Origin of the sequence: Oceanobacillus sp. AG, from assembly GCF_009746545.1 — a bacterium.
GTDB lineage: Bacteria > Bacillota > Bacilli > Bacillales > Amphibacillaceae > Oceanobacillus > Oceanobacillus indicireducens.
Genome location: NZ_WOWT01000002.1, coordinates 1 through 12,854 on the forward strand (window position 1 = coordinate 1; position 12,854 = coordinate 12,854).

At 42.8% G+C, this 12,854-nt stretch carries 10 protein-coding genes; 6 read left to right on the top strand and 4 right to left on the bottom strand.

What is annotated here, in order from left to right:
- Positions 1-188: 188 nt before the first annotated feature.
- From GN217_RS00070 to GN217_RS00085, 4 genes are all read left to right on the top strand, one after another.
- Complete coding sequence (locus tag GN217_RS00070) at positions 189-1,187, top strand: ABC transporter substrate-binding protein (protein ID WP_156854088.1); 999 nt, start codon at positions 189-191, stop codon at positions 1,185-1,187.
- Between the two features lie 540 nt (positions 1,188-1,727).
- The gene (locus tag GN217_RS00075; RefSeq protein WP_156854090.1) at positions 1,728-2,711 is read left to right on the top strand and encodes an ABC transporter permease; all 984 of its coding nucleotides are present in this window, start codon (positions 1,728-1,730) and stop codon (positions 2,709-2,711) included.
- Between the two features lie 3 nt (positions 2,712-2,714).
- Positions 2,715-3,509, top strand: coding sequence for an ABC transporter ATP-binding protein (locus GN217_RS00080; RefSeq protein WP_156854092.1), 795 nt, complete (start codon positions 2,715-2,717; stop codon positions 3,507-3,509).
- A 103-nt stretch (positions 3,510-3,612) separates the two neighbouring features.
- On the top strand, positions 3,613-4,140 hold the full coding sequence (locus GN217_RS00085) for a CueP family metal-binding protein (RefSeq protein WP_156854515.1): 528 nt from the start codon (positions 3,613-3,615) through the stop codon (positions 4,138-4,140).
- Positions 4,141-4,225: 85 nt separating this feature from the next.
- Here GN217_RS00085 and gdhA read toward each other — a convergent pair whose 3' ends face one another.
- Positions 4,226-5,608, bottom strand: coding sequence for an NADP-specific glutamate dehydrogenase (gene gdhA / locus GN217_RS00090; RefSeq protein WP_156854094.1), 1,383 nt, complete (start codon positions 5,606-5,608; stop codon positions 4,226-4,228).
- Between the two features lie 135 nt (positions 5,609-5,743).
- Between gdhA and gltC the strand changes: the two genes are divergently transcribed.
- Positions 5,744-6,649 (top strand): glutamate biosynthesis transcriptional regulator GltC, encoded by a 906-nt coding sequence (gltC, locus tag GN217_RS00095; protein WP_156854096.1) that lies wholly within the window; start codon positions 5,744-5,746, stop codon positions 6,647-6,649.
- Between the two features lie 480 nt (positions 6,650-7,129).
- Here the strand turns inward: gltC and GN217_RS00105 are convergent, their stop codons facing one another.
- From GN217_RS00105 to GN217_RS00115, 3 genes are all read right to left on the bottom strand, one after another.
- Positions 7,130-8,284 carry an N-acetylmuramoyl-L-alanine amidase family protein gene (locus GN217_RS00105; protein ID WP_156854100.1) on the bottom strand — a complete coding sequence of 385 codons (1,155 nt, stop codon included), beginning with the start codon at positions 8,282-8,284 and terminating at the stop codon, positions 7,130-7,132.
- A gap of 407 nt (positions 8,285-8,691) precedes the next feature.
- A complete protein-coding gene (locus GN217_RS00110) occupies positions 8,692-9,924 on the bottom strand; it encodes an ABC transporter permease (protein ID WP_232334276.1) in 1,233 nt (410 codons plus the stop codon).
- A gap of 4 nt (positions 9,925-9,928) precedes the next feature.
- Entirely contained in the window at positions 9,929-10,861 is a 933-nt protein-coding gene (locus tag GN217_RS00115; protein ID WP_156854104.1) for an ABC transporter ATP-binding protein, read from the bottom strand.
- Between the two features lie 745 nt (positions 10,862-11,606).
- On the opposite strand from GN217_RS00115, the gene GN217_RS00120 reads away from it, so the two are divergent.
- Positions 11,607-12,812, top strand: a complete 1,206-nt coding sequence (locus tag GN217_RS00120) for an MFS transporter (RefSeq protein ID WP_156854106.1) — start codon at positions 11,607-11,609, stop codon at positions 12,810-12,812.
- The last annotated feature ends 42 nt before the right edge of the window (positions 12,813-12,854 follow it).

Here is a 12,854-nt window from a genome sequence, read left to right on the forward strand (position 1 = left end):
ACTCTCTTGTGGTACGGGGGTGTCCTCTCTTTGGCCCCACTTGTTGCGGGACAAATGCTCTGACCCCCCTGTCCCGGAACTATTAACAGAATTTTTTTAAAAAAGTCTATCTTAAATACAGAAAATATGGTAAAATCGCTCTATGCATTATTACTTTAACGCGTTAATACACATAGGGGGAAAAGTAGATGAGAAAGCTAGTTTTGTTATTGTTTACAATTGGAATCTTGCTTCTTGCAGCTTGTGGTTCCGATGATACGAAGTCATCAGAAGGCAATGAGAATGAAAATACGGATGGGGAAGTATACAAAATTGGCGCAACGCAAATTGCTGAGCACCCATCACTTGATGCTGCATATGAAGGGTTCCAGCAAGCACTCGAGGATGCTGGGCTGAATGTAGAATATGACTTCAAAACTGCGCAAAACGATCAGAATAACGTAAAGCCGATTTCCGACGGTTTTGTTGCGGATGAAGTGGATCTTATCTTTGCAAACTCTACACCAAGTGCACTTGGCGCATTACAAGCAACGAGTGAGATTCCGATCCTTTTTACATCGGTGACAGATGCTGTTGAGGCAAAGCTTGTTGAGTCGATGGAAGAGCCTGGAGGTAATGTAACGGGGGTAGTAGACTTACACCCGGAAGGAATCCAATCAACAGTGCAGTTTATTGCCGATTATTTTCCAGGTGCAGGGATTGGGATGATTTATAATGCCGGGGAGCAAAACTCTGTAACTCAAGTGAACACAGTGAAAGAAGTGGCGGAAGGAACCGATCTTACGGTTGTTGAACGTACTGTGGCTAATACATCGGAAGTGCAACAAGCCGCAGTTACGTTAGTGGAAGATGTAGATGTGTTTTATATTATTACAGATAACACGGTAGTTTCAGCATTCGATAGTGTTGTGAGTGTTGCTAATGAACATAGCATCCCGCTCATTGTCGGAGAACCAGACTCCCTTGCTAAAGGCGGCTTCGCAACATACGGAATAGATTATCATACGATAGGTTACCGCACAGGTGAAATGGCTGTTGATATTTTAACTAATGACAAATCACCAAGTGAAATCCCGGTAGAATATCCTGCAGAAATGCAACTGTTCATAAATAAGGAAGCAGCTGAAGCACAAAACGTCGAATGGCATTCCGACTGGGATGAAGATGCACAATTTATCACGAATTAACGTTCTGTAATATCCCCACCTCTAAACATGAGGGAAGCTCAAGATGGGAAGGTGTGGGATATACAGTCCGTAAATCCCTGATTCTGTTCAACTAACAATCAGTGGGGTGGAAAGGAAACCCCTACTGAATGAAGTTTCACTTTACCACGGATTAACGTTCTGTAATATCCCCACCTCTAAACATGAGGGAAGCTCAAGATGGGAAGGTGTGGGATATACAGTCCGTAAATCCCTGATTCTGTTCAACTAACATTCAGTGGGGTGGAAAGGAAACCCCTACTGAATGAAGTTTCACTTTACCACGGATTAACGTTCTGTAATATCCCCACCTCTAAACATGAGAGAAGCTCAAGATGGGAAGGCGTGGGATATACAGTCCGTAAATCCCTGATTCTGTTCAACTAACAATCAGTGGGGAGGGAAGGAATTCTTCATTGAATGAAGTTTCACTTTATGGAGTAAAAACAGGGGATAAGTCGCTAACATTGGCGGCTTATCTTCTTACTATATCGAAAGAAGTCAGCAGGGGGAGTACAAATTATGTTTATTTCAATGTTTGGCGCAGTAGAATCAGGGATTATTTATGCAATAATGGCACTTGGTGTCTATTTGACATTCCGAGTTCTTGATTTCCCTGATCTAACCGTTGATGGAAGCTTTGTCACAGGTGCTGCTGTGGCTGCACTAGCCATCATTAATGGAGTTCCACCAATTATCGCTACGATTCTTGCTGGTATTGCAGGTTTTGTTGCGGGCACACTAACAGGATTACTGCATACAAAAGGAAAAGTGAATGCTCTTTTAGCAGGAATTCTCATGATGACAGCTTTATATTCGATCAACCTTCGTATTCTCGGTCAACCGACCTTATCCCTCCATATGGAATCAACTATTTTCGACCAATTGGGACGTGTATGGGGGACTTCGATTGATAACAGCCTAAATGGTATGTTAGGTATCTTCGGGATTGACCGGCCGCCAAGTACATGGGCAATTTTAATTGTTATGCTCCTTGTGACGGTTGTTATTAAACTAGTTACCGACTATTTTCTGAAGACAGAGGTCGGACTCGCAATCCGGGCGATTGGAGATAATAAGCGGATGATTCGTAGTTTGTCTGCGAACACGGATAACTTGACGATTCTCGGAGTTGCCTTATCCAATGGGCTAGTCGCACTTTCTGGAGGGTTAATTGCCCAGCTTGGTGGATTCGCTGATGTTGGAATGGGAATCGGAATGATTGTTATCGGTCTTGCCTCTGTCATTATTGGAGAAGCGCTTTTCGGCACGAAGACAATTGCCAGAGCAACCCTCGCAGTTATCGGAGGAGCGGTCATTTACCGAATAATTGTGACACTTGCATTACGATTTGATTTTCTCGAAACAGGCGACATGAAGCTCATTACGGCGATTATCGTTATTATTGCGCTTATTTCACCGAAGATTCTCCAGGCCCAGCGCGAGAAGAAGCGCCGAATTGAAAAGCGACGGGCTTTAGAGCAAGATATCAAGGAGGTTGGTTAAGAAATGCTTGATGTGAAAAAAATTTCCGTCGTCTTTAATGAAGGGACAGTTGATGAAAAGAAGGCATTAAACAATATTAACATAAGCTTGGAAAAAGGGGATTTCGTCACTGTTATCGGCAGTAATGGAGCGGGGAAGTCCACACTCATGAACGTTATTGCCGGCCAACTTTTACCTGATGTTGGAGATGTGCTCATTAACGGAAAACAGGTCGTCCACCTTTCAGAGTACAGACGCTCCCGTTTTATCGGCCGGGTTTTCCAGGATCCGATGGCAGGGACGGCACCATCCATGACGATTGAGGAAAATTTAGCGATGGCCTATTCAAGAAATAAGAAACGAAAATTAACCTTTGGTGTTACGAAACATCGCAAGAAAATGTTCAAAGAATACTTGCAGACATTGAATCTTGGTTTGGAAGATCGTCTGACAGCAAAAGTTGGGTTGCTGTCAGGTGGAGAACGGCAGGCGCTATCTCTGCTCATGACAACTTTTACCGACCCAGATATTCTCTTGCTGGATGAGCATACGGCAGCCCTTGACCCATCCCGGGCGGAGTTAATTACGGATCTTACGAAAAAAGTCGTGGCGGATGCGGGGCTTACAACATTGATGGTGACCCATAACATGCAACAAGCCCTTGACCTCGGAAACCGGCTAGTCATGATGGATAAAGGACAAATTATTTTTGAAGCAAATGGGATTGAAAAGCAGAGATTGACTGTAGAAGATCTCTTGCACGAATTCCAGCGGATTCGCAAGGTACAATTCGAGGATGACCGTGTCGTTTTAGGGTAAACAAGTTGTCAAGTAATCTTCATTTATCCCTATTCCAGTATGATTGTTACCATGCTAAAATGAGGTATAAGATTTTATTTATACCGTGGGAGTGGAACAAATGATGAAAAAGATGGCAATGATTATCCTTCTACTAGCGGGTCTTATCTTGGCTGCTTGCAACGCGGAAGAAGAGGGATCGGGAACCGAAGAAGCATCACGTGATATTGAACAATTAGTCCATGAATACAGTACTGGTACGTTTAAGGATGTCTCTGCATCAATCACCTCTAAGGAGTTGATTGTGACAAATGAGAATAATGAAGAAGAAATCTATGACCTTCCTGAAGATAAATTCTTCCTATCGATCGCACCATTTGAAGAAGTAACCCATCCTTGCTTCGATCATAGCTTAACCGGGTGCCAGGGCGAGATGGTAAAAGAAGCATTTGCAGTGGAAATTACGGATAGCGAGGGCAACATCGTCGTCAATGAAACAATGGAAACGATGGACAATGGATTTATTGATCTTTGGTTGCCGCGTAACGATGAATTTGAAGTGAAAATATCGTATGAAGGTAAAACAGCAGAAGAAGTTCTATCCACTTATGAAGGTGATGGAACGTGTGTTACAACGATGCAATTGCTTTGAATCCCTCACGACTGAAATCACGAGTGTCCTTGTTTATAAAAAAGACCTGCCAATCAAGAAGAATGGCAGGTCTTTTAATAACTTTTTAGATAACGCCCTGAGCTATCATTGCATCGGCAACTTTCTTAAATCCGGCAATGTTTGCACCTTGGATTAAGTTCGTGGCATTATCAAATTGTTCGGTTGCATCTACACAATTTTCATAAATGTTCATCATAATATCTTGGAGGCGTTCATCAACTTCTTCAAATGTCCATTTGAGACGCATACTGTTTTGTGCCATTTCCAACTGGGAAACAGCCACTCCACCAGCATTTGTTGCTTTGGCCGGTCCGAACGTTACACCGTTTTCGAGCAATACATTTGTTGCTTTTTGCGTGCATGGCATGTTTGCCCCTTCCGCAACTGCGATGACACCGTTTTTGACAAGTTCAAGCGCATCTTCTTCATCTAGTTCGTTCTGAGTTGCACAAGGTAAGGCAACGTCACAAGGGACACTCCAAATACCTTTACAGTTCTCATGGAATGTTGTATCTGGATCGAATTTCAGGTAATCGCTAACTCTGCCTTTATCAACTTGCTTAATCCTTTTAAGTACTTCAACGACAATACCATTTTTATTATAAATGTAGCCGGAAGTATCACTGCAAGCGACAATTTTCGCTCCAAGCTGGCTCGCTTTTTCCATCGCATAAATCGATACATTACCGGAACCGGAAACGACGACGGAACTTCCGCTAATGTTACGGCCGATGTCTCTCAGCATTTCTTTCAAGAAATAAATCGTTCCATAACCGGTTGCTTCGGTTCTTCCGAGACTGCCACCATAAACGGGAGCTTTTCCAGTAATTACTCCAGCCTCATAAGCACCGCGTATTCGTTTATATTGGCCGAACATATAACCAATTTCCTTTGCTCCGACTCCAAGGTCGCCGGCAGGAACGTCAATGTCAGGTCCGATATATCTGGCGAGCTCGGTCATATAGCTTTGACAAAAGCGCATGATTTCATTATCCGACTTTCCTTTTGGATCGAAGTCAGCCCCGCCTTTAGCCCCGCCGATTGGTTGGCCGGTTAGTGAGTTTTTAAATGTTTGTTCAAATCCTAAAAATTTTACGATACTCAAGTTAACGCTTGGGTCAAAGCGGATACCACCTTTGAAAGGCCCGATAGCACTATTGAATTGTACTCGATACCCACGGTTTACTTGGGTTTTTCCGTTGTCATCCACCCATGTGACGCGAAAAGAAATAACGCGTTCGGGTTCAACGATTTGTTCGAGGATACCCAATTCCATGTAATGAGGTTCTTTTTCTAATAGAGGGAGAATCGATTGGAGGAAGACAGCAACAGCTTGGTGGAACTCAGGTTGATTCGGATCTCGTTTCACAACCGAACGATAAATTTCATCGAGATATGTGGATACTTTTTTATTCTCAGTATCTAGTTGGTTACTGATTGTGTTCATATATTTGCCAATCCTCCTTATGTCTGTACGTATAACTATATTTCAATTTTACCTTTTTATATCTATCTAAACAATATAAATAATAGATATAATCAATGCCGATATGAGATAATAAGCATAGGAGGGCTGAAATACATGGAACTAAGACAGATTAAATACTTTATTGAAGTAGCGAAAAGAGAACATGTAACCGATGCCGCAAATAACCTGCATGTTGCCCAGTCTGCGGTTAGCCGGCAGATTGCGAAGCTTGAAGAAGAACTTGGGGTTAGTTTATTTATCCGTGAAGGGAGAAATGTCCGGCTCACTCCAATTGGAGAAATTTTCTTAAAGCATATGGAGCAGGCGATCCATGTGATTGAAGATGCGGAACAGGTCATTCATGAATACACCGACCCCGAGAAGGGAACGATCCATATTGGCTTCGTCAGTACGTTGGCATTGTATATTTTGCCGACATTGATCTCTGCCTTTCGCAGGAATTACCCGGAAGTTAAATTTAAATTAATTCAAGGTAATTATTATGAATTAAAAAACTATGTATTGAAAGGGAAGACGAATATGGCATTACTTGCGCCGGTGCCAGTGGATGAAGCTCGCTTACAGGGGAAGGTGCTGTCAACGGAAAAAGTCGTCGCCTTATTACCCCTGAATCATCCAAAAGCAAATCAACGTGCATTACAGCTCACGGATCTGCGTGAGGAATCTTTTATCATGTTCCCGGAAGGCTTTATCTTAAGACGTATTCTCGTCCAGGCTTGTGAACGAGTTGGTTTTACACCTAAGGTTACGTCTGAAGGGGATGATATTGATGCACTCAAGGGGCTCGTCTCGGCAGGTTTAGGCATTTCTCTTGTTCCGGAAAGCACCCTCGTCGACAATCAACCACGGGCAACGGTCCGAATTCCATTAATTGATCCAGTCGTTACCCGCACGGTTGGGATGATCATTCCCGCCGACCGAGAATTACTACCGACGGAGAAAATCTTTTATGAATTTGTCGTTGATTTCTTCAGCCGTTTAGAACAGTTTAAGCAATAATGGTTACATTATTTAATTCAGTGATTCCATATTAAGCAATTCCCCGGTTTCAGCATCAATCGCGAGTTCGGAATCGACTTTTTCCGCAGAGTTTATACTGCTCGCTTTCTTAATCATAAACATAGACGGGGGTAAGTTCAATCGCTCTATATAGCTTCGATTCGTTTCGCAACGCCTGGGACTGCGATTACTCGTCCCACCGAAGAGCGTTTGTATTAGCACATCCTCTGCTTCGTAGCAACGTACAAACTGTGCCTCCCACGACGGGGCGTACTTAATCGAATTTCCCCTAGTTCTGAGTTGACTTTCACGACAAGGGTATAAGTGCGACTAAGCCTTATAAAGATCGCTCGGCAATTCTTCTTTATGGATTGGAGGAGGGTGAAGTTTGATAGTTGTTGGGCGCAGAGCGGACGTGGTTAGCCCTGGATACTTAAGTTAAGAAATCCCTTCAGCCGAAAATGGTGAAGGGATTTGTTTTTAATGAAAATAGTTTAGTAATCCTTGTGCAATCGATTCTGCAACTGTCTGCTGGTAATCGGCAGTTTGAATAACGGATAAATCATACGGATTTGTGATGAATCCTAGCTCAAGTAAAATGGCTGGTGCATCCGTATTGCGCAACACTTTATAACCTGTTTGTCCCAGTCCTCGATTCGTTAAGGGGACAGTAGAACTAAGATTTGAATGAACATGCTTCCCTAACTGATACCCCGCATCACTATAATAGAACGTATTAATTCCTTGTACGGAGACGATAGGGAACGAATTGTAGTGGATACTGATGAAAGCATCCGTGTCATAGGCATTGCTCAAATTTGCTCGCTCATCCAATGATAAATAATAATCCGATGTCCGTGTTTCGATTACGGTTGCCCCGTAATTCCGCAGCACTTGCGCAATTGTATTAGTCGTTTGGTGGACGAGGTCTTTCTCGTGTATCCCGCTAAGACCAATTGCACCAGGGTCTTTTCCGCCATGCCCGGCGTCCAACACAATGTTAAAACCGGAAAGGGAGCTGTTTGCTGAAGATTGAACTTGTTCCGTACTGGCACTTGCAACCTGTGTAGTTCCTATTTCTGTTGCAGTCTCACTTGTGCTTGCCATGTTTGATTGCGAACTTGTTAGCCAAGCAGCAATCCATCCTGTATCTCCGTTAGACAGCTTAATATTTACCCAATCCCCGGAAACGGAGATTGTATGAAAAGTTTCCCCTTGTACTGCCCCGGCAATGACTGCATGATCCAGACTTGGACCAGAGCGAATGTTCACACTCGGTGCTGTAACGGTAATCTGGCCGGCGGTTGTTGACTCAGACGCTTTTGTTGTAGCGGCTTGATCAGAACTTGCTGTGGTGACTGCAGAGTCTGTAGGAATTAAATGATGTTTCGCGACCCAGGCGGTGCTTCCGCCATAATACGTCTGCACCCAGCCATATTGCTCCCCAAAGGCGGTGAGCTTATCCCCTTTATTTAGCAACCCGATAATCCTTGCATCACCTGCATGATCTTCGCGAACGTGGAGTATGTTAGCCCCGACTTCATAGGTTTGTCCACTTGCTGCTTCCATTTTTTCCACATGAATAAAGAAAGTAAGTAATACTATTACGATAAAGCTAATCTTGAGGTTCTTCATAAATGCCTCCTTCTACTTTTGGAAAAAATTAGATTAATAGTTTTATAATAATATGAATGAATATAGTAAACAAGGGAATAAGAGAAATAAATCAAGAATGATAATAAAGGACTATTCAGAAAAGATAGGAAAAAGGTCTGGAAAAGCTAATTAACTAAATGAACGTAACTGCCGATTACTTCATTCAGCGTCAGTGTCTAGGTTTTTACATAAAAAAGGAGCGCATCCATTTAGCGGATGCGCTCTGTGCATGCTTATTAATCCCATACTTCGCTTGCGATAATTAAACTAACACATACTCCTATACCCAAGGCTATAACATACATTAACATAATTATTACCCCCTACAAGTGAATACTATTATACTAGTATTATAGTATATTTCTAGATTAAATGGAAAAAGTACTTCATGCTTTTAACCATTTCCAAATTTCTCCGGGAGTTGCATTCTTCCCATACATAAGAATTCCGACTTTGAAGATCTTACCAGCAAGTCGAATAAATACAAGGACACTGACGATGATAATTACAAGTGAAATACTAATCTCAAGCCACGGCCAAACATCGAGCATCGTGAGTCGGAGCAGTAGTACACCTGGTGCCGTGAATGGAATATAGGTACCGATTTGTGCCATTAAACCAGAAGGATCCCCAACGACCGGACCGATGAAAATAAATGGCAAGAACGGAAGCATCATGACGATCCCTTGGAAATTTCCTGAAGTTGTTACATCTTCAATCGTAGCCCCAATTCCGACAAAGATTGCTGCGAACATTAAGTAGTTTAAGACGGCAAGGAGTACGAATAGAAGAGTCTCTGGGACGAACAGATACTCAAATAGCGGAACATCGGTTAGAAACAGGATCATTGGCACTAAAAATACAAGCAATACAGCGGCCTGCACAAGTCCAAGGACGAAATAACCGATAATTTTCCCTTGCATCAATTCCTCAGGAGTGACGGAAGAGAGAATGATTTCAGCAATTTTATCTTTTTTCTCCTGGGATGCACTTTGGAACATTGCCATCCCGGTGAAAAGGATCGAAATGAAAATAATTCCTCCAAAGGCTGCTGGGACGATTCCCGCTAGGAAGTCTTCACCGGATGCCTCGTCTTCAAGAGCTTTGTCGTTCGTCATTTCTTCTGCATCCATTTCGACAAACTGAATCCCGCGAGAGACAGCAAGCGATTGCTCTTCCGTTAACCCGAGCGCTTTCATCTGATGGGCGAGGATTGGCCCTTGGAAAATTGCTAGTTGACTTGAAAAGAATGGATCGACATCTTCCGCGATATATACTGGAACGACACCATCATTTAAAGCAGCTTCATTTAATAAAATATAGGCGGTATCCTCCGCACCATCTAACTCAGCAGCAACGTCGCCAATTTCCACATTCGCTTCCTCTATAGACCATTCCAGTCCACTTTCAGAAGCATATTGTGTAAGTTCATCTATGATACCAATCTCATCATTAATAAAAACAGTCATCTCATCTTCATGAGAGTCATCGTCAGAACTGCCTCCAATCCAGCTGCCAATCAAGCCGAAACCGACGATTAATAGGGGAGTAAGGAATAACCCGATTAGAAAGGTTTTATTTTTCATATTTCGCTTGATTTCCCATTTCGCAACTTTCATTGCATTACGCATGGATTTCACCTTCTTCCGACATTAAGCGTTTATCTGTAGCGATATCAATAAAGATTTCATGGAGAGATACTCGGTCAATCGCCAGCTCCTGAATCGTAACATCGTCTGGCAGTTGTTTCAGCCAACGGTTTGGATTAACATCCTTCGTTAAGTAAAGAATGGCTACATCGCCGTCCTGTTCGATATTTTCAACTTCAGGAATCGTCTCGAGTGTACCTCTTTCATTGCTTCCACGAATGGTACATTTGAAATTCGCATATTCTTGTTTTACATCATAGAGTGACCCATAAATGATCTTTTCTCCACGCTGAATCATAAATAAACGGTCGCACATTTCTTCGACCAGGTTCATTTGATGAGAAGAAAGTAAAATAGCAGTGCCATTATCCCGGAGACTTCGAATTTCATCTTTGAAAATTTCCTGACTCACTGGATCAAGGCCGGAGAAAGGTTCATCGAGGATTAATAACTCCGGTTCATGGATGACTGCGCCGATAAATTGTACCTTCTGTCCCATTCCTTTTGATAATTCTTCCATTTTGACATTTTCTTTTCCTTCCAAGTCAAACTTTTTCAAGTAATCAAGAATACGTTTCTTTGCCTTGTCCAAGGGGTAACTTTTTAAATCAGCAAGGTAAAGCAAGATGTCCATCACTTTCACATTTTTGTACAAGCCCCGTTCTTCGGGAAGGTAGCCAATTTTATTTTGTGGTATTCCTTTTCCTTGGTGGTTATGGAATGTTACAGTTCCTTCATCGGGATACATGATTCCCATAATATTACGGATGGTTGTTGATTTCCCTGCTCCGTTCGGCCCAAGGATGGCCATTATTTCACCCTTATTTACTTCGAAGGATATGTTTTTTAAAACTTGTTTGTCTTTAAAGGATTTATTAAGTCCTTTTACTTCCAACATCGTTTCCATACAGGTATAGACTCCTTTCCAATATAAAATATGTATGCTTCGCCGTAGTAGGTTATACGGATGGAATAGATAAAAGTTTCATAGTGGCACACTTTTTAAAAAATTCTTCTTAGCAAAGTAACTTACTTGCTTTCATTCAGCGTAAGTATCTGGCTCGTTCACTAATTATGGCGTTCTAACCGCCGTTCAGTTGCCCAGTGGACGGATGCTTTCCGCGGGCACAGCCGAAGCCTCCTCGGGCTACCGCCCTGCGGGGTCTCCGGACTCGTGCTATTCCCGCAGGAGTCACCGTCCACTGGGCAACTGAACTGGTAGAGAGTGTTATTGTTGATGGAAAATATCCCACCATAATAAGCGTTCTATTTAAGAAATAATAAATAGTGCTCCAAATTTGGCCTTTCCTCGGAGCAGCCCAGACACCTCGAGACTCCTGCGGGAGGCCGGCTAAGTACGGTCACGTCCTGTGACCAATGCCGGCATTAGAACCTCCTGTTCGTCGATAGGCCTAGGTGAGACCCCGCAGCGCGCAAAGCGTGCGAGGAGGCTCACCAGCCGCCCGCGGAAAGCGAGAGGTGTCTGGACTGCGAACCTCCAGAAGAAAGTTGCACTTACACTGAAAGAAAGCAATCTACCATGCGGGCGCTTGATAAGGATGATTTGCTTTCTCATTTACAGATGCGCAAGTTAAGATATTTCCATTCTCGAAGTAATCCGGTATAATTTAGTATTAAGCATTTAGGAGAGGATGTCTGATCAAATGGGAGAGGCAAGAGCATACTCGAGACCAAAAGAGGATAAAATTTGGACAAAGGATTTTATATTTATTTGGTTAGCTAACTTTTTTATTTTTCTTGGTTTCCAAATGACGCTGCCAACACTCCCGCTCTATGTAAAGGAGCTTGGTGGCAGTGACCAGATGGTTGGTATCATTGTTGGGATCTTTACTTTTTCGGCATTATTATTAAGACCATTCGCTGGCCATGCATTGGAAACAAAAGGGCGTGGCTTCGTATATATTATTGGGTTAGCTATTTTTGTAATAACAATGGGGATTTATGGGTTCCTTGCAAGTATTTTTCTACTCGGATTAGTACGGGTGATTCAGGGTGCAGGCTGGGGATTTTCTACGACTGCAGGAGGAACAATTGCAACAGACTTGATTCCACCTAAGAGAAGAGGAGAGGGGATGGGGTATTTCGGATTATCTGGAAATATTGCCCTTGCCATGGGGCCGTCCCTCGGTTTATCCCTTGTTGGCATCATTTCGTTTCGGGATATCTTTTTCATCTGCGCAACACTTGGACTTACTGCATTACTTTTATCCCTTGGCATACGTTATAAAAAGGTAGAAGCACCGGAGACACAATCAAAACCTGCTCGTTTTGATGTGCTTGAGAAGACTGCGTTACAGCCTTCGATCCTTATGTTTTTCATTACGGCGACATTTGGCGGGATCGCTACCTTCTTACCACTTCATGCACTAGAGCGGAATGTAGAAGGGATTACAATGTATTTTCTTGTTTACGCGATTTTCCTTATGTTTTCCCGGCTCTTTGCAGGACAGATTTATGATAAGAAAGGGCATCTCTATGTCTTCATTCCAGGTGCTCTTTTCATCTTTTCTGCCATGCTTTTACTCGCTTGGTTACCAAGTAAGACGATTTTGTTGACTGCAGCAGCGTTGTATGGATTTGGTTTTGGAACAGTACAACCGGCGCTTCAGGCCTGGGCGGTAGATAGGGCGGAAGCGAACCGGAAAGGGATGGCGAACGCAACATTCTTTTCCTTCTTTGACTTAGGGATTGGAGTTGCTGCGATTTTCTTCGGGATGCTCGCATCGAATATTAATTACGCATCGATTTATATTGCATCATCGATCTCCATTCTTTGCTCCATCATCATTTATATTTATTTTTATCTAAAAGGAAAACGGCAGCGGAGCGTAATATGATTTCTTTTCACTTTTATCCTTGCTTCCTTTAAAATGGAACTA

Bases quoted from the DNA above. Each gene is read 5' to 3' on its own strand.
- GN217_RS00070 (WP_156854088.1), top strand. From the start codon at position 189: ATGAGAAAGCTAGTTTTGTTATTGTTTACAATTGGAATCTTGCTTCTT.
- GN217_RS00075 (WP_156854090.1), top strand. From the start codon at position 1,728: ATGTTTATTTCAATGTTTGGCGCAGTAGAATCAGGGATTATTTATGCA.
- GN217_RS00080 (WP_156854092.1), top strand. From the start codon at position 2,715: ATGCTTGATGTGAAAAAAATTTCCGTCGTCTTTAATGAAGGGACAGTT.
- GN217_RS00085 (WP_156854515.1), top strand. From the start codon at position 3,613: ATGAAAAAGATGGCAATGATTATCCTTCTACTAGCGGGTCTTATCTTG.
- gdhA (WP_156854094.1), bottom strand. From the start codon at position 5,608: ATGAACACAATCAGTAACCAACTAGATACTGAGAATAAAAAAGTATCC.
- gltC (WP_156854096.1), top strand. From the start codon at position 5,744: ATGGAACTAAGACAGATTAAATACTTTATTGAAGTAGCGAAAAGAGAA.
- GN217_RS00105 (WP_156854100.1), bottom strand. From the start codon at position 8,284: ATGAAGAACCTCAAGATTAGCTTTATCGTAATAGTATTACTTACTTTC.
- GN217_RS00110 (WP_232334276.1), bottom strand. From the start codon at position 9,924: ATGAAAGTTGCGAAATGGGAAATCAAGCGAAATATGAAAAATAAAACC.
- GN217_RS00115 (WP_156854104.1), bottom strand. From the start codon at position 10,861: ATGGAAACGATGTTGGAAGTAAAAGGACTTAATAAATCCTTTAAAGAC.
- GN217_RS00120 (WP_156854106.1), top strand. From the start codon at position 11,607: ATGTCTGATCAAATGGGAGAGGCAAGAGCATACTCGAGACCAAAAGAG.